This is a genomic window from Pseudaquabacterium inlustre, from assembly GCF_038066595.1.
Taxonomy (GTDB): Bacteria; Pseudomonadota; Gammaproteobacteria; order Burkholderiales; family Burkholderiaceae_C; genus Pseudaquabacterium; species Pseudaquabacterium inlustre.
The window spans coordinates 375,913-395,951 of the sequence record NZ_JBBUTH010000008.1; the positions used below are offsets into that span (position 1 = coordinate 375,913).

17 protein-coding genes are annotated in these 20,039 nt (G+C 73.9%); 7 read left to right on the forward strand and 10 right to left on the reverse strand.

What is annotated here, in order from left to right; all coding sequences use genetic code 11:
- Positions 1 to 108: 108 nt before the first annotated feature.
- The 3 genes from AACH10_RS16185 to AACH10_RS16195 form a co-directional block, all read right to left on the reverse strand.
- Positions 109 to 753 (reverse strand): BON domain-containing protein, encoded by a 645-nt coding sequence (locus AACH10_RS16185; protein ID WP_341411488.1) that lies wholly within the window; start codon positions 751 to 753, stop codon positions 109 to 111.
- Complete coding sequence (locus tag AACH10_RS16190; protein ID WP_341411489.1) at positions 750 to 1,346, reverse strand: SIS domain-containing protein; 597 nt, start codon at positions 1,344 to 1,346, stop codon at positions 750 to 752. The genes AACH10_RS16185 and AACH10_RS16190 overlap by 4 nt, the downstream gene beginning before the upstream one ends.
- Before the next feature lie 70 nt (positions 1,347 to 1,416).
- Positions 1,417 to 1,827 (reverse strand): YraN family protein, encoded by a 411-nt coding sequence (locus AACH10_RS16195; RefSeq protein WP_341411490.1) that lies wholly within the window; start codon positions 1,825 to 1,827, stop codon positions 1,417 to 1,419.
- On the opposite strand from AACH10_RS16195, the gene rsmI reads away from it, so the two are divergent.
- On the forward strand, positions 1,820 to 2,788 hold the full coding sequence (gene rsmI, locus AACH10_RS16200; protein WP_341411491.1) for a 16S rRNA (cytidine(1402)-2'-O)-methyltransferase: 969 nt from the start codon (positions 1,820 to 1,822) through the stop codon (positions 2,786 to 2,788). The genes AACH10_RS16195 and rsmI overlap by 8 nt on opposite strands.
- A 7-nt stretch (positions 2,789 to 2,795) precedes the next feature.
- Here the strand turns inward: rsmI and AACH10_RS16205 are convergent, their stop codons facing one another.
- Positions 2,796 to 3,755 (reverse strand): bifunctional helix-turn-helix transcriptional regulator/GNAT family N-acetyltransferase, encoded by a 960-nt coding sequence (locus tag AACH10_RS16205; protein WP_341411492.1) that lies wholly within the window; start codon positions 3,753 to 3,755, stop codon positions 2,796 to 2,798.
- Between the two features lie 72 nt (positions 3,756 to 3,827).
- The gene (locus tag AACH10_RS16210; RefSeq protein ID WP_341411493.1) at positions 3,828 to 4,220 is read right to left on the reverse strand and encodes a hypothetical protein; all 393 of its coding nucleotides are present in this window, start codon (positions 4,218 to 4,220) and stop codon (positions 3,828 to 3,830) included.
- Between the two features lie 220 nt (positions 4,221 to 4,440).
- Here AACH10_RS16210 and tldD point away from each other — a divergent pair, with 220 nt between their 5' ends.
- The 3 genes from tldD (at position 4,441) to AACH10_RS16225 (ending at position 8,441) form a co-directional block, all read left to right on the forward strand.
- Positions 4,441 to 5,904 carry a metalloprotease TldD gene (gene tldD, locus AACH10_RS16215; protein ID WP_341411494.1) on the forward strand — a complete coding sequence of 488 codons (1,464 nt, stop codon included), beginning with the start codon at positions 4,441 to 4,443 and terminating at the stop codon, positions 5,902 to 5,904.
- Positions 5,905 to 6,042: 138 nt separating this feature from the next.
- Complete coding sequence (locus tag AACH10_RS16220) at positions 6,043 to 7,074, forward strand: GGDEF domain-containing protein (protein WP_341411495.1); 1,032 nt, start codon at positions 6,043 to 6,045, stop codon at positions 7,072 to 7,074.
- Positions 7,075 to 7,289: 215 nt separating this feature from the next.
- Positions 7,290 to 8,441: a 3-deoxy-7-phosphoheptulonate synthase gene (locus AACH10_RS16225; protein ID WP_341411496.1), complete on the forward strand. Its 1,152-nt coding sequence runs from the start codon at positions 7,290 to 7,292 to the stop codon at positions 8,439 to 8,441.
- A 30-nt stretch (positions 8,442 to 8,471) separates the two neighbouring features.
- Here the strand turns inward: AACH10_RS16225 and AACH10_RS16230 are convergent, their stop codons facing one another.
- The 4 genes from AACH10_RS16230 to AACH10_RS16245 all read right to left on the reverse strand — a co-directional run bounded on the left by AACH10_RS16230 (position 8,472) and on the right by AACH10_RS16245 (position 15,147).
- Positions 8,472 to 10,046, reverse strand: coding sequence for a two-component system response regulator (locus AACH10_RS16230; RefSeq protein WP_341411497.1), 1,575 nt, complete (start codon positions 10,044 to 10,046; stop codon positions 8,472 to 8,474).
- Positions 10,043 to 11,464 carry a sensor histidine kinase gene (locus AACH10_RS16235; RefSeq protein ID WP_341411498.1) on the reverse strand — a complete coding sequence of 474 codons (1,422 nt, stop codon included), beginning with the start codon at positions 11,462 to 11,464 and terminating at the stop codon, positions 10,043 to 10,045. Before AACH10_RS16235 ends, AACH10_RS16230 begins: the two co-directional genes overlap by 4 nt.
- Before the next feature lie 67 nt (positions 11,465 to 11,531).
- Entirely contained in the window at positions 11,532 to 12,191 is a 660-nt protein-coding gene (locus AACH10_RS16240; protein WP_341411499.1) for a discoidin domain-containing protein, read from the reverse strand.
- 178 nt (positions 12,192 to 12,369) lie between these two features.
- Positions 12,370 to 15,147, reverse strand: coding sequence for a serine/threonine-protein kinase (locus AACH10_RS16245; RefSeq protein WP_341411500.1), 2,778 nt, complete (start codon positions 15,145 to 15,147; stop codon positions 12,370 to 12,372).
- A 126-nt stretch (positions 15,148 to 15,273) separates the two neighbouring features.
- Between AACH10_RS16245 and AACH10_RS16250 the strand changes: the two genes are divergently transcribed.
- Together AACH10_RS16250 and AACH10_RS16255 are read left to right on the forward strand one after the other, a co-directional pair.
- On the forward strand, positions 15,274 to 15,864 hold the full coding sequence (locus AACH10_RS16250; RefSeq protein WP_341411501.1) for an ECF-type sigma factor: 591 nt from the start codon (positions 15,274 to 15,276) through the stop codon (positions 15,862 to 15,864).
- A gap of 131 nt (positions 15,865 to 15,995) precedes the next feature.
- Positions 15,996 to 16,226: a hypothetical protein gene (locus AACH10_RS16255; protein ID WP_341411502.1), complete on the forward strand. Its 231-nt coding sequence runs from the start codon at positions 15,996 to 15,998 to the stop codon at positions 16,224 to 16,226.
- A gap of 71 nt (positions 16,227 to 16,297) precedes the next feature.
- Here the strand turns inward: AACH10_RS16255 and AACH10_RS16260 are convergent, their stop codons facing one another.
- A complete protein-coding gene (locus tag AACH10_RS16260) occupies positions 16,298 to 19,210 on the reverse strand; it encodes a serine/threonine-protein kinase (protein WP_341411503.1) in 2,913 nt (970 codons plus the stop codon).
- A 222-nt stretch (positions 19,211 to 19,432) separates the two neighbouring features.
- Here AACH10_RS16260 and AACH10_RS16265 point away from each other — a divergent pair, with 222 nt between their 5' ends.
- A complete protein-coding gene (locus AACH10_RS16265; protein WP_341411504.1) occupies positions 19,433 to 20,026 on the forward strand; it encodes an ECF-type sigma factor in 594 nt (197 codons plus the stop codon).
- The last annotated feature ends 13 nt before the right edge of the window (positions 20,027 to 20,039 follow it).

Below are 20,039 nucleotides of genomic sequence, written 5' to 3' on the forward strand. Positions count from 1 at the left end.
GGCCGGGGCAAGCCACCACCGAAACCCAGCGATCGCCCAGGATCCGGCTTTGCCGGTCCTGCGGCGATGCCCCCTTGAGGGGGCGCGCGTCAGCGCGTAGGGGGTGGGTTACTTTTTCGCGGGCGGTTGAATTTGCGCGAGTTCAGCCTCGCTGATCACCTGGAACACGCGCACCACCTTGGTCACGCCGCCCACCGAGCGGGCCAGTTCGGCGGCGCGGGCGGCCTCGCGCTCGGTGACGATGCCCATCAGGTACACCGTGCCGCGCTCGGTCACCACCTTGATGGCGTTGGACTGCAGGTCCTTGGCGTCGATGAAGGTGGCCTTCACCTTGCTGGTCAGCACGCCGTCGTTGGTGCGCGAGGTCAGCGAGCTGTTGCCCACCAGGGCCAGCTCATTGACCGTGCTGCGCACGTTCTCGATCCGGGCGATGGCCTGTTCCACGGCCTGCTTGTCGGCCTCGGAGGGCACCTCGCCGGTGATCAGCACGCTGCGGTTGTAGCTGGTGGCGTTGACATGGCCGCGCTCGCCGATGGCCTCGCGCACGCGGGTGATGGTCTTCAGCTCGATGGCCTCGTCCTCCACCTGAGCGCCGCCGGTGCGGCGGTCGGTCACCGCGAAGGCCGTGCCCACCATCGCGCCGCCCACCAGGATGGGCGCGGCGCAACCGGCCGCCAGCACGCTGCCGGCCAGGGCGGCCATCAGGGCGGTGAGGCGCAGCGCGCGGGGAAGGTCGGTGGTCAGACGGGTCATGCGGAATCCTGTTCACCCAGCAATTGCAGATCGATCGCGTCGCACAGGCAGTGCAACACCAGCAGCTGCGACTCGAGCACGCGGGCGCGGCGCTCGTGCGGCACGGCCACCAGCACATCGGTCTCGCCCAGCAGCCCGCGCAGCGAGCCCCCGGTGCGGCCGGTGATGGCGATCACGGACATTTCCTTGGACTGAGCGGCCTGCGCCGCGGCGATCAGCGCCGGCGCCTCGCCCTCGGGGTCGAGCACCAGCAGCAGGTCGCCCGGCTGGCCCAGCGTGTCGACCTGGCGCACCAGCGCGAGTTCCAGCCCGCCCTCGGCGATCAGGCCGGCCAGGGCCACGGCGTCAGCGCCCAGGGCCAGTGCGGCCAAGCCGGGCCGGTCGCGCTCGAAGCGCCCAGTCAGTGCCAGCGCCGCCACCTGGGCCAGCGCCGCGCTGGGGCCCAGGCCGGCCACCAGCACGCGCCCGCCCGATGTCAAGCCGGTCACCAGGGCCTGCGCGGCCTCGGCGATCGGCCGGCCCAGGGCCTCGGCGGCCTGGTACTGCAGGTCGGCACTCTCGAAGAAATGGTGCTGGATGCGCTGCTCTAGCATGGTGCGTGATGATAAGTGCGCGGGGTGTCGCGGCCGTTGCCGCCCGGTCAAGCCTGCCCGCCAAGCCCGCTCAGGCGTCGAACGCCCCGCGCAGCCAGCTGACCTGGCCGCCGTCGATGGCCACCACGTCGAAGCGGCAGGGCGGCAGGCGGTCGAAGCGCAGCAGGAAGTGCTGCGCGGCGCGCACGATGCGCTGCTGCTTGGCAAAGCCCACGCTGGCCGCCGCGCCACCGTGGCCGCTGCCGCGCCGCGCACGCACCTCCACGAACACCAGGGTGCCGTCGCGCTCGCGGCAGATCAGGTCGATCTCGGCGCCACGCTGGCGCGGGCCACCGGCCAGCCGATAATTGCGCGCCACCAGCGCCAGGCCCTGGGCCTGCAGATAGGCCAGCGCCCGCGCCTCGGCCTCGTCGCCCACCGCCTTGGTGGTGCGCCCCCCGCTTCCGCCTGATCCGCCGTCCCGGCCTGCTGCCTTGAACATCGACGCCACCCTGCTCCGCCAGGCCGCCGCCGCCGCGGCCGGCAGCCAGCAGTACCCCGCCGGGGCACTGTACGTGGTGGCCACGCCGATCGGCAACCTGGCCGACATCACGCTGCGCGCGCTGCACGTGCTGGGCCTGGTGGACGCCGTGGCCTGCGAGGACACCCGCGTCACCGGCGGCCTGCTACGCCACCTGGGGCTGGACAAGCCGCTGCTGCCACTGCACCAGCACAACGAGCGCGCCGCTGCGCAGGGCGTGATCGCACGCCTGGCCGCCGGCGAGCGCGTGGCCTATGCCAGCGATGCCGGCACGCCGGCCGTCAGCGACCCCGGCGCGGTGCTGGTGGCCGCCGTGGCCGAGGCCGGCTACCGCGTGCTGCCGCTGCCCGGCGCCAGCAGCGCCACCGCCGCGCTCAGCGCCGCCGGCGACACGGTGGCCCAGGGCTACACCTTCGTCGGCTTCCTGCCCGCCAAGGGCGGCGAGCGCCGCGCCGCGCTGCAGGCGCTGGCCGCCGATGCACGCTGCCAGGTGCTGTTCGAGGCACCGCACCGCATCGCCACGCTGGCGCGCGAGCTGGCCGAGGCCCTGCCGCAGCGCCCGGTGACGCTGGCGCGCGAGCTGACCAAGCAATTCGAGACCATCGTCACCCGGCCCGCCGCCGCCCTGCCCGCCTGGCTGGCCGAAGACGCCCACCGCGAGCGTGGCGAGTTCGTGCTGGTGCTGCATGCGCTGGCAGCAGCGGATGGCGAGGCCGAGGCGGCCGTGCCCGCCGCGGTGGAAAAGCTGCTGGCCCCGCTGCTGCAGGCCCTGCCGCTGAAGCAGGCCGTGGCGCTGACCGCCGAGGCCACCGGCACGCCGCGCAACGCGCTGTACCAGCGTGCGCTGGCGCTGCGCGATGAGGCCGAGGGCGAGGACGTGGCCGACAACGGCACGGACGCCGCCACGCCGCCCGGGGCCTGAGCGCCCGTCAGTCCAGCGCCAGCCGCCAGGTCTCGGACACCAGCGGCACGCCGAACTCGGCATGCGGCTCGCTGCCGGTGCACTCGAAGCCGCGGCTGGCATAGATGCCGCGCGCCGCCACCAGGCAGCTCTGCGTCCACAGCACCATCTCGCGGTAGCCGGCGCGGCGCGCGAAGGCGATGCACTCGTCGGTGAGCCGGCCACCCAGGCCCAGGCCGCGCGCCTCGGGGCGCAGCAGCAACAGGCGCAGCTTGGCGGTCGTGGCCGACTGGCGCACGACGAACACCGAACCCACGCGCTGGCCGTCCAGCTCGGCGATCCAGCAGCGCTCGACGCCGGGCTGGAACTGGCGCACGTAGTCGGCCACGATGCCGGCCACCAGGCCCTCGAAGCGCGCGTCCCAGCCGTACTCACGCGCGTACAGCTCGCCATGCTGCTGCACCACCCAGCCCAGATCGCCCGGCGCGGGCTCGCGCAGCAGCACGGTGCGGGTGGGCGCGCGGCTGGCGGGGTCGAGCAGGCCCTCGATGCGGCCCATCGCCTGCACCAGGGCCGCACGGTCGGGCGGCGGCAAGGGCGCCAGCAGCGCCGCCGCCTCGTCGCACGACTTCTGCTGCAGCGGCGCGAACACGGCCTGGCCGGCCTCGGTCAGCGCCAGCAGGCTCTGGCGGGCGTCGGTGGGGCTGGGCTGGCGCCGCAGCCAGCCGGCCTGCTCGAAGCGCTTGAGCACCCGGCTGAGGTAGCCGCCGTCCAGCCCCAGCACGCGTGCCAGCTCGCTGGCCACCGGCGCCTCGCGGTGCGCCAACTCGTACAGCACGCGCACCTCGGTCAGCGTGAATTCGCTGCCCAGGTAGGGCGCCAGCACGCCAGCGCGCTGGGTGTAGAAGCGGTTGAAGCGGCGGATCGCGTCGATCGCGGTCGCATCGACGGCGGAAGCTTGGGGATTGGGCGACGGCATGCATGCCATCGTCAATCATTTACTTGCCTCAGTCAATCAATTGATTGAAGGGCGCACCTCGGACCATCCGCCGGGGGCCGATCACTTCGGCGCGCTGGCAGCACCCGGCGCGGTCTGGCGATCGTGCTTCTGGTGGTGGATGTCGCGGCTGGCGCGGTTCTGCAGGTGCGCCAGGCGGTGGCGCTCCTGCGGCGTGACGCTGCCATCGGCCTTGGCCTTGTCCTCGGCCTTGCCGATGGCGGCTTGCTCGCGCTCCAGGCGGCGGGCTTCACGGCCGGTGAGCGCGCCCGAGGCAGCACCCTGGGCGATGCGGGCCTGCTGGCGGGCCTCGCGGCGGTCAACCCGCGGCGTCGCGGTGCTGCCGGAGGCGGCGGTGGCGCCGGGGGCCGCCGCGGGCTGGGCGTGGACCGGTGCCGCCAGCGCGGTGACGGCCAGGGCCAGGGTGGACAGCGAGAGCTTCAGGGCGGAATGCATGGCGTCGGACCTTCGTCTTGGGGTTTCGCAATGGCGCGCAGCGGGCATGCTGAGCGCCTGGCTTCTTCATCCTTTGCCGTCCGGGCCCGGTGGCTCAGACTCAACGCCAGGCTGTCGGCCCGCGTGCACGCCGCCGTTCGCAAAGTTGTGTGAATCGGCAACAGCCAGCCCGCCCGGCCCGCGGCCAGCGCAGGAACCCGCCCGCTCCTAGAATGGACCGATGATCTCGCGCGAACCCACCCTCGAGCGGCTAGCCACCGCGCAGCAGCTGCTGATCGATCCCTTCGGCCTCGACGAGGCCAAGATCGCGAATGCACTTGCCGTCATCGGCCAGCACCGCATCGACGACGCGGACCTCTACTTCCAGATCACCCGCCACGAGGGCTGGAGCCTGGAGGAAGGCATCGTCAAGAGCGGCAGCTTTGGCATCGACCAGGGCGTGGGCGTGCGCGCCGTGGCCGGCGAGAAGACCGCCTTCGCCTACAGCGACGACATTTCCGAGGCCAGCCTCCTGGACGCCGCGCGCACCGTGCGCTCGATCGCCGCCGCCGGCCAGAGCAAGCGCATCAAGGTGGGCCGCGCCGCCAAGGTGGCCGCCAGCCGCGCGCTGTACCCGACGACGGACCCCATCGGCACGCTGGACAGCGCGCAGAAGGTGGCGCTGCTGGAGAAGGTGGAACGCATGGCCCGCGCGCGTGATCCGCGCGTGGTGCAGGTGATGGCCGGCGTGGCGGCCGAGTACGACGTGGTGCTGGTGGCCCGTGCCGACGGCACGCGCGCGGCGGACGTGCGCCCGCTGGTGCGCCTGTCGGTCACCGTGATCGCCGAGAGCAACGGCCGGCGCGAGATCGGCTCGGGCGGCGGCGGTGGCCGCTACGGCCTGGGCTACTTCCAGGACGACCTGCTGGCGCAGTACGTCGACCAGGCGGTGAACGCCGCGCTCACCAACCTCGAATCGCGCCCCGCCCCGGCCGGCCACATGACCGTGGTGCTGGGCCCGGGCTGGCCCGGCGTGCTGCTGCACGAGGCCGTGGGCCACGGCCTGGAAGGCGACTTCAACCGCAAGGGCAGCAGCGCCTTCAGCGGCAAGATCGGCCAGCGCGTGGCGGCCAAGGGCGTCACCGTGCTCGATGACGGCACCCTCCCCGACCGCCGCGGCAGCCTGAACGTCGACGACGAGGGCCACGCCAGCCAGCGCAACGTGCTGATCGAGGACGGCATCCTCAAGGGCTACATCCAGGACAGCATGAACGCCCGCCTGATGGGCGTGAAGCCCACCGGCAACGGCCGCCGCGAGAGCTACGCCCATGTGCCGATGCCGCGCATGACCAACACCTACATGCTGGCCGGCGACAAGACCAAGGACGAGATCGTGGCCAGCATCAAGCGCGGGCTGTACGCCACCAACTTCGGCGGCGGCCAGGTCGACATCACCAGCGGCAAGTTCGTGTTCTCGGCCAGCGAGGCCTACTGGGTCGAGAACGGCAAGATCCTCTACCCGGTGAAGGGCGCCACGATCATCGGCAACGGCCCCGACGCGCTCACCCGCGTCAGCATGATCGGCAACGACCTGCAGCTCGACACCGGCGTGGGCGTGTGCGGCAAGGAAGGCCAGAGCGTGCCGGTGGGCGTGGGCCAGCCCACGCTGCGCATCGACGGCCTGACCGTCGGCGGCACGGCCTGAGCGGCCCGGCCCGCACGGGCGGGCCGGATCGTGCCAACGGTCACAGGCAGCGGCTCTCAAGCGCCAGCGCCGGACGGCCGACATTGACTTCAGGTGCGCCTTCGGCGTGCCATGTTGTTGCTGTTGCAGTCCACCCGCATGTCCGAGTTGATCGACCACCTGACGTCGCTGACACGCCTTCGCGACGCCGATGTGCTGGACACCGCCCTGGCGGAGCTGGCGCGTGACCTGATGCAGTGTGACGGGGTGGCCATCCACCGCCTGGTGCACGATGGCAGCCAGCAGCGCTGGCTGACCACCGCGATGGCCGTGCCACCCGATGTGGCCGCCAGCCCCGCCAGCCAGGCCTGCCCCCTGCTGTCACCCTGCGCGCGGCCCGAATGCGGCAGCCTGCCGCTGCGCGAGGACCGACCGCACTGGCTGAGCTGCCTGACCAGCCAGCAGGCGTGCCCGCTGCCCCGCCCGGGCTTCCGCTGGCTGCAGCCGCTGACCGAGGCCTGCGGCGTGCCCACGCCGGGCGTCATCGAATTCGCCCAGCACCAGGCGCTGGCGCCGGGGCAGCTGCGCATGGTGGCCAGCCTGCTGCGCTTCTACCGCCAGCTGCGCGGGCTGATCGACGAGAACGAGCGCGATGGCCTGACCGGCCTGCTCAACCGCAAGACCTTCGACGAGAGCTTCGTGCGCGCGGCACAGGGCCAGCTGGGCGGCACGCGGCCGGGCCAGGGCCACCGCTGGTGGCTGGGCCTGGTCGACATCGACCACTTCAAGCGCGTGAACGACACCCACGGCCACCTGATCGGCGACGAGGTGCTGCTGCTCACCGCGCAGCTGATGCGCAGCACCTGCCGCCTGGGCGACCGGCTGTACCGCTTCGGCGGTGAGGAGTTCGTGGTGCTCCTCAGCGCGCCCGACGAGTCGCACGCCTTCGCGGCCTTCGAGCGGCTGCGCAGCGGCATCGAGGCGCACGACTTTCCCCAGGTGCGCCGGCTGACGGTCAGCGTGGGCTTCACCGCCGTCGACCCCGACGACACGCCCAGCAGCGCCTTCGAGCGCGCCGACCAGGCGGTGTACGCGGCCAAGCAGGCGGGCCGCAACCGCACGCTGGCCCACCAGGCCCCGGCGGCCAGCACGGCGGGCGAGGCGGCGGTGGGCGCGGTCGAGTTCTTCTGAGCCGCGTCGCGTCGCCCAGGTGTCATGGCCGCGTCAGCGGCTGCGTGCTACATTCGCCGTCCATGCGCGCCTCGCGATTTTTCTTTGCCTACTTTTGGTTCTCGCCCCTGACCGGCGGCTGGAGAGGCAAGCGCGCGTAAAGCAAGCAGACCGAACACCCAGAAAACCGCCGGAAGCCCCGGCGGTTTTTTTTCGTCCATCCACAGGAGTTCCCCATGGCCCCGAAGTCCCCCAGCAGCCACGCCAGCACGGAAGCGGGCTATGGCTATTCGCTCAGCGAGAAGACCAGCCAGACCGACGACCAACGCATCCACGAGGTGACGCCCTTGCCGCCGCCCGAGCACCTGATCCGCTTTTTCCCGATCGCCGGCACGCCGGTGGAGACGCTGATCGCCGACACCCGCCGCACCATCCGCAAGCAGCTCGAGGGCAAGGACGACCGCCTGCTGGTCGTCATCGGCCCCTGCTCGATCCATGACCCGGCCGCGGCGCTAGAGTACGCGCGCAAGCTGAAGGTGGAGCGCGAGAAGTACAAGGACACGCTGGAGATCGTGATGCGCGTGTACTTCGAGAAGCCGCGCACCACGGTGGGCTGGAAGGGCCTGATCAACGACCCCTACCTCGACGAGAGCTACCGCATCCACGAAGGCCTGCGCATCGCGCGCCAGCTGCTGGTGGAGATCAACCGCCTGGGCCTGCCGGCGGGCAGCGAGTTCCTCGACGTGATCAGCCCGCAGTACATCGGCGACCTGATCAGCTGGGGCGCCATCGGCGCACGCACCACCGAAAGCCAGGTGCACCGCGAACTGGCCTCGGGTCTTTCGGCACCCATCGGCTTCAAGAACGGCACCGACGGCAACCTGAAGATCGCCACAGACGCCATCCAGGCCGCCAGCCGGCCGCACCACTTCATGTCGGTGCACAAGAACGGCCAGGTGGCCATCGTGCAGACCAAGGGCAACAAGGACTGCCACGTCATCCTGCGCGGCGGCAAGAAGCCGAACTACGACGCCGAGCACGTGGCCGCGGCCTGCGCCGAACTGGCCACCGCCAAGCTGCCGGAGAAGCTGATGGTCGACTGCAGCCACGCCAACAGCAGCAAGCAGCATGAGCGGCAGGTGGACGTGGCGCGCGACATCGCGGCGCAGATGGCCGCCGGCAACCGCAGCATCTTCGGCGTGATGGTGGAAAGCCACCTGAACCCCGGCGCGCAGAAGTTCACCCCGGGCAAGGACGACGTGGCCAAGCTGGCCTACGGCCAGAGCATCACCGACGCCTGCATCGGCTGGGACGACTCGATGACCGTGCTGCAGGTGCTGAGCGACGCGGTGAAGAACCGCCGCGCCCAGGCCGACGGCCGCAAGTGACGGCGGCCTGAGGCGGCCCCGCGGCCGCGTTCAGATCGACGCCGCGGGGTCGGCCGGGCCGGCGGGCGCCGCGCCGTGGCGGTGCCAGCACTGGCGCCCGCGCGCCTTGGCCAGGTACATCGCCGCGTCGGCCTGCTTCATCAGCGTGTCGCGGTCGGCGCCGTCCAGCGGGCCATAGGCGATGCCCACGGACACGCCGATCTGCAGGCTGTGCTCGCCCACCTGCACCGGCAGCGCCAGGCTGGCCAGCACGCGGTCGGCCACGCGCTCGCCGCAGTCGGCCGGCTCGGCGCCGTCCAGCAGCAGCACGAACTCGTCGCCGCCCAGCCGAGCCGCCAGGTCGTCGTGGCGGATCAGCGCCTTCAGGCGCTCGGCCACCTCGCGCAGCAGGGCGTCGCCCACGTCGTGGCCCAGTCGGTCGTTGATGGGCTTGAAGCGGTCGAGGTCGAGGAACAGCAGGCAGCAGCCGGCGCCACCGCGCTGCGCGCGCAGCAGGGCCTCGTCCACCCGCCCGTGCAGGTGGGCGCGGTTGGCCAGGCCGGTGAGCGGATCGTGCAGCGCCTGCTGGCGCCAGCTGTCCTGCTGCCGGCGCTGCTCGGTCACGTCGGCCATCAGGCCCACGAAGCGCCGGGGCTGGCCCGGCGGCACCGGCACGCGGTTCAGGCTCAGCCACTCGCAAAAGCGGCTGCCGTCCTTGCGCTGGCTCCACAGCTCGCCGCTCCACTCACCGGTGGCCAGCAGCTGCAACCACAGCTGGTGGTACAGGTCGTCGGCACGGCTGGCGCGGTCGGCTTCGGTGCGCAGCAGGCGCAGCGTCTGGCCCACGGCCTCGTGCGGCTCGTAGCCGGTCAGCCGGGTGAAGGCCGGGTTCACCGAGACGATGCGCGCGCGCTCGTCAGTGACGACGATGCCGTTGAGCGCGTTGTGGAACACGCTGGCCGCCAGCTGCAGGTCGGCCTCGCGGCGCTGGCGTTCGGCCAGCTCCTGCTGCAGCTGCTGGTTCGCCTCGCGCAGCTCGCCCAGGCGCAGCTGCACCTCGCGCTCCAGCGCCTCGGTGTGGCGGGCTACCGCGTGGTCGGCCTGCCACTTGGCGCACAGCGTGTGCGCCAGTTGCGACACCTCGATGGCGTCGAAGGGCTTCTTCAGGATCATCAGCCGGTGCTTGGCGTCCAGGCGGTCCAGCACCTCTTCCCACGCGTAGTCGGAGTACGCGGTGCAGATCACCACCTGCAGCGCGGGATCGACGCGCCACAGCTGCTCGATGGTCTGCACGCCGTCCCAGCCCGGCGGCATGCGCATGTCCACGAAGGCCAGCGCATAGGGCCGGCCGGCCTCCGCCGCGGTGCGCACACGCACCAGCGCCTCGCTGCCCTGGTAGGCCGAGTCGAGTTCGAAGCCCGGTGCGGCGGACGGCCCGGCACGCGAGGGCGCGGACTCGAACAGCGCCGCCTCCAGGTCGTCCAGGCCGGCGTCGACCGGCGGCGTGCCGCCCAGGATCTTGCGGAAGTCGTCGTGGATGGCCGCCATGTCATCCACCAGCAGGATGCGCGGCGCGGCGCCGGCGACGGCCTGCACCCAGCCGAGTTCATGCGCGGCATGCTTCATCGCCCCACCTCCACGCCCTGCACCGGCAGCACCAGCGTGAAGGTGGCGCCGTGGCCCACGCCGTCGCTGTGCACGCGCAGCTCGCCACCCATCTCGCGCGCCGCCAGGATGCAGCTGTGCAGGCCGAAGCCGTGGCCGTCGGCGCGGGTGGTGAAGCCGTGCAGGAAAATGCGCTGCAGGTTCTCGGGCGCGATGCCGTCGCCCTGGTCCTGCACCGACAGCTGCAGCCGGCCCTCGTCGTCCAGCGCGGCGGCGATGCGCAGGCTGTGGCCGCGGGCCTCGGCGGCGTCCATGGCCTGCTTGGCATTGCCGATCAGGTTGACCAGGATCTGCAGCACGCGGTGGCGGTCCAGCGGCAGCTCGGGCAGGTCGGCGATGACCTTCTCCACCGTGATGTGGTGGCGCGACAGCGCCCCGGCGTTCATGCGCAGCGCGTCGTCCACCAGGTCCTGCACGCGGGCCAGGGCCACCATCTGCCGCGCGCCGGCATAGGTCTGCTGCGTGGCGACGATGTCCTTCAGGTGGTCGATGCTGCGCGACATCTGATCCAGCTCGGTCTGCGCCTCGCGCTGCTCCTGCTGCAGCGCGGCATTCAGCCGGCCCAGGTAGTCGGGCAGCATGCGCGCCTTGGGATCCTCGGCGAAGAAGCGCGGCAGGTCGGCCGCCTGGGCCGCCAGCATGTCCACCGACTTGCCCAGCCCCGGCAGCTTGGACTGGCGCAGCCGCTGCGCCAGCAGGCCGGTGGACACGTTCAGGCTGTTGAGCACATTGCCCACGTTGTGCAGCACGTTGGTGGCGATCTCGGCCATGCCGGCCTGGCGCGCGCTGTCCACCAGCGCGGCCTGGGCGGCCTCGAGCTCGCGCGTGCGGTCCTTGACGCGCTGCTCCAGCTCGGCGTGCAGCAGCGACAGGCGCTGGTTGGCCTGCTCCAGCTCGGCGGTGCGCTCGCGCACGCGCGCCTCCAGCCCGGCATTGAGCAGGCGCACCTGGGTTTCGGCGCGGTGGCGTTCGTCGACCTGGCGGCGCAGGTCCTGGTGCACGGCCTCCCACTGCGCCGGGCCGGGCAGCGCGATGGCCTTGGGGATCAGCGGCCACAGCGCCAGCGCGGTGCCCACCGAGACCAGGGCGGTGAAGGCCTTCACCAGGCCGGCGGCCAGGTAGTCGGGGTTCCACACCGTCCACAGCCCCATGGCGTGGGTGGCGCCACAGGCCAGGATGAAGGCCCCGAACAGCACGAACACCCAGCTGAACTGCAGGTCCTTGCGCTGCCGCACCAGCCGGATCAGCATCACCGGGATGGTGGCGTAGGCCAGCGCGATGATGCCGTCGGACGCCACGTGCAGCAGCAGCAGGGGCGGGTTCCACGACAGGCAGAAGCCGTGGAGGACGTACTGCTGCAGGGTGTTCGCGAGGGACATGGGCCAGCTCCGTCGGGTGCTCGCCCCCCGTGAACTGCCCAAGGCGTGCTGCGTGGATTCAGCCTGCTTATCGGCCGGCGCGCGCCAGTCTTGAGCGCTGTGCCCGCAGACCCAGCAGGCCCAGGCCGGCGGCCATCAGCGCCCAGGCGCCGGGCTCGGGCACGGCGCTGACGGCGGTGCCCGTCACGTCCATCTCGTCCAGCGCGGCCCAGTGGCGGCCGCCGACCACGCGGTACTCCAGCAGGCGCAGCGTGGGCTGGGCGCCGCTGGCCCACTGGTAGGTGTCGGTCAGGGCGTCGGCGTTGCCGGTGATGTCGACCAGCGCGCCGCTGCCCAGCAGCTGCCAGGCCTGGCCGTCGGCGCTGCCGCGCAGTTCGTAGAGGTTCTCGTAGCCGTTCCAGCCGCCCTGGTTGTCGGTGAAGCGCAGCACCACGCTGTCGATCTGCGCCAGGCGGCCCAGGTCCACACGCACCCAGGCCGGTGCCAGCGCGCTGGCCCAGGTGCCGGCGTTCCAGGCGTTGCCGCCGATGCCGGCCACGTAGGCCAGGTTGTCGAAGACGTTGGCGGCCGACCAGCGGCCGGCGGCGCAGTCGGCGGACTGGAAGCAGCTGCTGGCCGTGGCGCTGACGCCGGGCTGGTCGGTCAGCGACACCGGGCCGGTGGCCAGGGCCAGGCCGGGCAGCAGGCTGGCGGCCAGGGCCGCGCAGCGCAGGGTGGTGGTGATCATCGGGGACATCCTTTGCTGTCGAGGCAGGTGGCACCCGGACGAAGCACAGACGCCGGGCTTGTTCCACAGCGCCGGGTCGGCGCGCCCGGCGGATCACCGCGGCGCCGCCGCCCCCGCAAGCAGGGGGGCGAGGGGGCCTGCGCGGCGGCGGGGCCCGCGCGGCGGGTGGGGTCAGGGCTCAGCCCGGCGGCAGGGCGGCCGCGCGCCGGGCGTGCTCGGCGGTCAGCGGCCGCAGCGCGGCGGCACGGGCATAGGCGCTGCGCGCCTCGTCCTGCCAGGGCCGCGCGGCCCGTGCGCCGGCAGCCCCGCCCGCACCGGCCTGCCAGGCCGCCAGCTGGAACGCCACCTCGCCCTGCACCAGCCAGGCGTCGCGGTCGGTCGGCCGCTCGCGCGTCAGGCCGCGCAGCGCCGCCAGCGCGGCCTCGCCCAGGCGCTGCGCCGCCGCGCGCTCGCCCAGGCGGTGGTGCGCCTGGGCCTGGGCCAGGCGCACCTGGGCCAGCCGGCGCTGCTGCGTGGCATTGGCCTGGCCGCCGGCCACCAGCGGCGCCAGCGCGGCCTCGGCTACGCCCAGCACCGGCAGTGCCTCGGCCGCCCGGCCCTGGCCCAGCAGCGCGCGGCCATGGTTCAGCGCCAGCGCCTGCTGGTTGGTGCGCCAGTTGGTGTGCGCCGGCTCCTCGGCGATCAGGCGGGCCAGCGTGGCCCAGGCCGGCGCGGTGGCGGCCAGCGCGCCGGCGCTGTCGCCGACGTTCAGGCTCAGGCCGCCCAGCAGGTTCTGGTCGGCCGCCACCGCGCCCTGCACGGTGCGGTTGTGCGGTGCCAGCGCCAGTGCCCGCTGGCGTTGCGCGATGCTGTCGCGCGCGGCGGCCAGCGCCGCGTCCCAGGCCTCGAGCCGGGCGTGCACCAGCGCGCGGCCGCCGGCCACGGTGCCCAGCTGGAACACGTCTTCCATGTCGGGGCTGCGGCCGTCGCCCAGGGCCTGCAGGTACCAGTGGCCGGCACGGTCCAGCGCGGCCAGCGCGGCCGGGGGGTCGTTGCGGTTGGGCTGGCCCCAGCCGTAGTGCAGCGCGGCCTGGCGCATGGCCAGCGCGCCGCGCGCGCTGACCAGCCGGCCACGCACGGCGGGCTCGGCCCGGGCCCAGCGCTGCTGGCCACCGGCCAGCACGGCCTCGCCGGCCGCCAGTTCGCGCAGCGCGGCGTCGAAGTCACGGCGCGCCTGGGCCGCCGAGGCCAGCGCCTGATGCGCCTGGGCCCAGTTCACCAGGCTGTCGGCATCGGGCACCCCGGCCACGCCGGCGCGGCTGTACAACGCCACGGCGCGGCGCGCATAGGCCGCCGAGTCCTCGAGTTTCTCGCTGACGTTGTGGTTGCCCACGGTCAGCAGATCGGCCAGACGCGCATACAAACCGGCCACATCGGCGGCGAAGCCAGCGTCGGCCTGCGCGTCCACCTGGCTGGCCAGGCGCTCCAGCGTGGCGGCGGTGGTCTGCAGCATCTCGATCTTGCGCGCAGCGCCGCCCGGCACATGGGTGATGGCGTCGCCGTAGGCCACCACCACATCGCGGCTGATGCGGCGCAGCTCGGCCAGGTGGCTTTCAGCGCGGGCGCGGGCCGCATCCGCCTGGCGTGCCTGGTGCAGCGCCACGCCCGCGCCGCCCAGCACGGCCAGCAGGGCCAGCGCGCTGGCCGCACTGGCCGCACGGTGCCGGCGCACGAAGCGGCTGGCCAGGTAGGGCCAGGTGGCGGCACGCGCGCTGACCGGCCGGCCGTCCAGCCAGGCCTGCAGGTCGGCGGCCAGCGCGTCCACGCTGGCGTAGCGGCGCGCCGGCTCCTTTTCCAGCGCCTTGAGCAGGATGTTGTCCAGATCGCCCGCCAGGTGGCGGCGCGTGGCCAGCCAGCCGGGGTCGTCCACCAGCGCCGGTGACAGGCTGCTGGGCCGCGTGGGCGTCTCGTCGAGCACGCGGCGCGCGGCCTCGGCCGGCGTGGTGGCGTCGCGGCCGGTGGGGTTCACGCCGGTGAGCAGGCGGTACAGCAGCACGCCCAGGCTGTAGATGTCGGTGGCCGTGCCCACCGGCTCACCGCGCACCTGCTCGGGGCTGGCGTACTGCGGCGTGAACGGGCGCTGGCCGGCCTGGGTGTGCTCGGCCTCGGCCGCGCTGGCCGGTGCCGGGTCCAGCGCCTTGGCAATGCCGAAATCGAGCAGCTTGACCTGGCCGCGCGCATCCACCAGCACGTTGCCGGGCTTCAGGTCGCGGTGCACCAGCAGCTGCCGGTGGGCGTGGGCCACCGCATCGGCCAGCTGCAGGAACACCTGCACCCGCTGGCGCAGCGGCAGACCGGCCAGCGCGCGGTCGATCGGCTGGCCGTCCACGTACTCCAGCACGAAAAAAGGCCGGCCGGCGGCGGTGGCGCCGGCGTCGAGCAGGCGCGCGATGTGCGGATGCTCCAGCCGCGCCAGCGCCTGGCGCTCCTGCGCGAAGCGCCGCAGCACGCCCTCGCCCGACAGGCCGGGGCGCAGCAGCTTGGCGGCCGCGCGGCCCTGGTAGCGGCCGTCGGCGCGCTGCACCTCCACCACCTCGCCCATGCCGCCGGCGCCGAGCGCGCGCACCACGGCCCAGGCGCCCAGGCGCTCGCCCACGGGCGCGGCGGGCGCCTCGTCGGCCGCGTCGTCGGCCAGGGCCTGCACCGCACCACCGTCGAGCAGGCCCTGTGTGGCGCGCTCGGCGTCGTGGGCGGCCAGCAGCGCCTGCAGTTCGGCGGCGTCGGCGATGCCGAGCCCCGCAGCCTGCAGCGCCGCCGGCGCCAGGCCGGCGGCGCGTTCGGCCGGGCCCAGCCCGGCCAGACGGCCGAACGCGGCCTTGATCGCCGGCCAGTCCGGCCCACCGGGAGGTTGGGCGGCGGGCTGGGCAGGCGATGGCGGAGGCGGCACGGGATCGGGCGGCGGGGGGGACGGATTCACGGCAACGGCATTCTGCGGGCCGGTGGGCGGCCCCCGACCCACCGGGACGCGGGGCGGAGCGGCCCGGGCAAACACGGACGCCCACTGCAGTGAGCGCAGGCAAACCGGGCCATTAGGATCACGCCGATGTCCGATTCCGCCCCGCCCTCCCCGGCCCCCGACGGCCCGACGCTGAACCAGTGGCTGCAGCAGCTCGACGCCGGCGATGCCGGGGCCGTGGACGGGCTGTATGCCGCGCTGTACGACGACCTGCGCCAATGTGCCGCCGCGCAGCTGCGCCGCGAGGCCGAGGGCCACACCCTCAGCGCCACGGCGCTGGCGCACGAGGCCTGGTTCCGCCTGAGCGGCCAGACCCGCACGCGCTGGGAGAGCCGCAGCCACTTCCTGGGCGTGGCGTCGATCATGATGCGCCGCATCCTGGTCAACCATGCGCTGGCGCGGCGCGCGGCCAAGCGCGACGCCCAGCTGCTGCCGCTGACCCTGGCCGAGGCCGAGCAGGTGGCCGGTGGGCCGGGTGCCGATGTGGTGGCGGTGCACGAGGCGCTGCTGGCGCTGGCAGAGGCCGACGCGCGGGCGGCCCAGGTGGTGGAGCTGAAGTTCTTCGGCGGGCTGGAGATCGACGAGATCGCCCAGGCGCTGGGCGTGGGCAGCGCCACGGTCAAGCGCGACTGGGCCTTCGCCCGCGCCTGGCTGCTGCGCGCCCTGCGCGCAGGCTGAGCCACCAGCCCGGCGCCTGCCGCCCAGGGCGTGACGCTTTGCGCGCTGCCGGCGACCGGCATCTAGAGGCAGGTGTCAGCCACAAGCCGCGGCGAGCCGTTAACGTGGAGGCACTGACAACGATTGCCGCCATGTCCGTTCTCACCGCTCCCGACGTCCAAGGCCTGCCGCTGGTCGACATCATCGACTTCAAGTGGCTGATGGCCGGTGCCGGACTGGATGTGCATGTCGAGCGCATGCAGGCCGACCGGGCCTATGCCTGCGCCTGCCTGGCGCGCGGCGCGGCGTCACGGGTGACGCTGCTGCAGGACACGGCCCTGCGGCTGGCCGGCACGCTGGGCGTGACGCTGCCGGCGCACTGAATCGGCACTGAGCCGGAACTGCGCCGGAACTGCGCCGGCGCTGTCCGGCCGAAAGCCGCGGCGGTGGCCGCTCAGGCGCCCGCCGCCGCTGCGGCCAGGGCCTGCACCGCCTGCCGTGACGCCCGCAGCGCCGGCGGCGTCGACGCCTCATCCCCCCAGCTGAGCAGCGCCTGCACGGCCTGCGCGCGCGCCTCGGTGCCGCGGCCCAGCGCGGCCAGGGCCAGCGCCGCCTCGCCCTGGGCCTGGGCCTGCCACCAGCGCCGTGCGGCGTTGTCGTCGCCGGCGCCCGCGGCCTGCATCAGCGCCTCGGCCTCGCGCGCCCAGGCCAGCGCCCGCGCCGGCTCGGCCTCGCGCCACAGCCGCGCCGCCCACACCCGGGCCTCGGCCGCCGGATGGCGCTCGGCAAAGGCCACCGGCCCGGCCGGCACGGGCAGGCGCGCCAGCACGGCCTCCACCACCGGGCGCGCCGCGGCCGGCTGGCCGGCGGCGGCCAGCAGGCGGGCCTGCAGCAGCGCCAGCGCCACCCAGCGCTGCTGGCCGGCCACGTTGGCCGCATCGGCCGCCACCGCCTCGCGCGCCAGCGCCTGGGCCTGCGCCAGCCCGGCCAGTGCCTGCGCATGCAGGCCCAGGGCCGACTGCAGCTCGGCCTGGTGGGCCCGCACCAGCGCGCGCTGCCAGCGGAAATCCAGGTCGTCGGGAAACTTCGCGGCCATGCGGTCGCGCAGCGGGATCTGCTGCTGCACCAGGGCCAGCGCCTCGTCGGCGCGGCCGTCGAGCTGGCGGCACCAGGCCTGCTCGCGCAGCGCGTAGGCCAGGCTGTCGGGCACGTAGACGTTGACCGGGTCGGCCGCCAGCGTGGCCTCGGCCGCGGCGCGCGAACGGTCGGCGCTGGCGCAGGCCTCGCGCCAGCGGCCCAGCATGGCCAGGCCGGTCTGGTTGCCCAGGATGCGCGCATGCACGCCGTGCAGGCGGATCGCGCTGGTCAGCGCCCGCGTGTCCCTGGCATCGCGGGCCAGCGCCCGGTCCAGCAGGGCCAGGCCGGTGCGCAGCGCGGCGTCGGCCTCGGCCATGCGGCCGGCGCGCTGGCGCAGCTCGGCCTGGCTGACCTGCATGTTGACCGCGTCGGTCAGCGCCGGCATGTCCAGGCTGGGCAGGCCGACATAGCCGCGCGACAGCGCCAGCGCCTTGTCGAGGTTGGCCTCGGCAGCGGCGTGGCGCCCGGTGTGCACCGAGGCCGACGGGTCCAGTCCCTGCAGCTTGCTGATGCGGTAGTAGGTGCCGGCCAGCTCCACGGCCAGCGCGGTGTCGCCCGCGGCATCCTGGCGCAGGCGGTCGAGGAAGTCGGCGGCGTCGGTCAGCAGCGCCTCGCGCACGCGGGTGGCGCCGGGCAGGTAGGCGATCTGGTCGTGGTACTTGAACACCAGCTGGTTGGCCAGCTGGCGCACCTGGGCCATGCGCGCCTGGGCCAGCGCACGCTGGGCCTCGGCGCGGTCGGCCTGGTGCCAGGCCAGCACGGTGGAGCCCAGCACGGCCGCCACCGCCAGCGCGCCGGCGGCACTGGCGGCGCGGTGGCGGGCCACGAAGCGCAGGCTGCGCCGGCCCCAGCCCAGCGGCCGCGCGGCCACCGGAAAGCCGCCCAGCCAGGCGCGCAGGTCAGCGGCCAGCGCATCCACGCTGGGGTAACGCTGCGCGGGGTCCTTGTCCAGCGTCTTGAGCAGGATGTTGTCGAGGTCGCCGCGCAGCTGGCGGCGCAGCGCCTGGGTGGCGGCTTCGTCGGCCGTGTCGGCTGCGTCGGTCGCTTCGGCCGATGGCGCGATGGCCGTGGCGCTGGGCCGCAGCGGCGCGTCGTCCAGCACGCTGCGCGCGGCGGCAGCGGCGGTGGTGGCGCCCTGGCCGTAGGGCCGCCGACCGGTCAGCATCACGTACAGCAGCACGCCCAGGCTGTAGATGTCGGTGGCCGTGCCCACCGGCTCGCCGCGCACCTGCTCGGGGCTGGCGTAATGCGGCGTGAACGCGCGCCCGCCCAGCAGCGTGGCGCTGGCCGCCGGCTCGGCGGCATCGGCCGCGCCGGCGGCTGCGGGGCCGTCCAGCGGATCCAGCGCCTTGGCGATGCCGAAGTCCAGCAGCTTGACCTGGCCCTGCGCGTCGACCAGCACGTTGCTGGGCTTCAGGTCGCGGTGCAGCAGCAGCTGGCGGTGGGCGTGGCTGACCGCGTCGGCCAGCTGCAGGAACAGGCCCAGCCGCGCCGCCAGCGGCTGCCCGGCGCAGGCACGGTCGATCGGCTGGCCGTCCACCGCCTCCATCACGAAGTAGGGCAGGCCGTCGGGCGTGCGGCCGGCGTCCAGCAGGCGGGCGATGTGCGGATGGTCCAGCCGCGCCAGCGCGCGCTGCTCCTGTGCAAAGCGCGCCAGCACGGCCTGCGAATCCATGCCGCGGCGCAGCACCTTGATCGCTGCCACACCGTCCCAGGCACCGTCGGCACGGTGGGCGCGCCAGACGTCGCCCATGCCGCCGCGGCCCAGCAGGCCCGCGATCCGCCAGGCGCCCAGGCGTTGGCCGCTGCGGTCCTGGCCGTCGGCCTCGGCCGCATCGGCCCAGGGCGCGTCGCCCGTGCCCCCCCCGGCGGCCGGACCGGTGGCGGCAAAGGCGGTGGACAGCATGGCCGCGGGGCGCGCCAGGAAGCCGGCCTGGGCCGGTGCCGCGCTCGGGCCCCCGCCGGCGGCCGGGGGGCCGTCGCCTGCGCTGCCATCGTCCTCGGGCAGGTGGGCCAGCAGCGAGAGCAGCTCGGCGCGCATCGCCTCGTCCACTGCGGCCTCGGCCAGCGCCGGCTCGCGCTCGGCCGGCGGCAAATCGAGCAGGCGCTCGAACAGCGCGCGCACCGCCGCCCAGCGCGCAGCGGCAGCGGCCGGGTCGCCACCAGCGGGTGCGCCGCAAGAAGCGTCGGAGGAAACGTCGAGGGACAGGTCGGACGGGTGGGCAGACATGCGTTGGCGCGCGCTGTCGCGTGCGGTCAGGGGACGAGGTTGCCATGCGGCCGGCGCGTCGCCGGGCCCCCGGAACAGGGGGCCTGCGGTGGCGCTGGCCAGACCCGCGTGACAACTCGCATGGTGGCCGAAGCGCCAGGCTGGTGACAATCCACCCCCAGGAGAGGATCAGCCGGGCCGCCTGGCCGCCGGGGAGGCGGCCGCCACCGGGCCCGCCGCAGCATGTCGTTGGAAGCCGCACCCGAGTTCGATGCCGCCGAAGTCACACAGTGGCTGAGCGGCCTGACCCAGCCGGGCGACCGCGCGGCCGGCGATCAGCTGTTCGCCCTGCTCTACGACGAACTCCGGCGCATCGCGCGCAGCCACCTGCGGCGCGAGCTGCCGGGCCACACGCTGAGCGCCACCGCGCTGGCGCACGAGGCCTGGTTCCGCATGGCCGATCAGACGCGCACGCAGTGGAAGAACCGCAGCCACTTCCTGGCGGTGGCCTCGACGATGATGCGCCGCATCCTGGTCAACCACGAGATGGCGCGCCGCGCCGCCAAGCGCGACGCCGAGCTGGTGTCGGTGACGCTGTCGGGCCTGGAACAGCTGGGCGCTGCGCCCGACCGCGACCTGGTGGCCGTGCACGAGGCGCTGCAGGCGTTCGAGACCATCGACCCGCGCGCCGCCAAGGTGGTGGAGCTGCGCTTCTTCGGCGGCCTCGAGAACGAGGAGGTGGCGCAGGTGCTGGGCATCTCGCTGGCCACCGTGAAGCGCGACTGGACCGTGGCCCGCGCCTGGCTGCACCGCGAGCTGGGCAGCGGCGCGGCCTGAGCGGCCGATCACC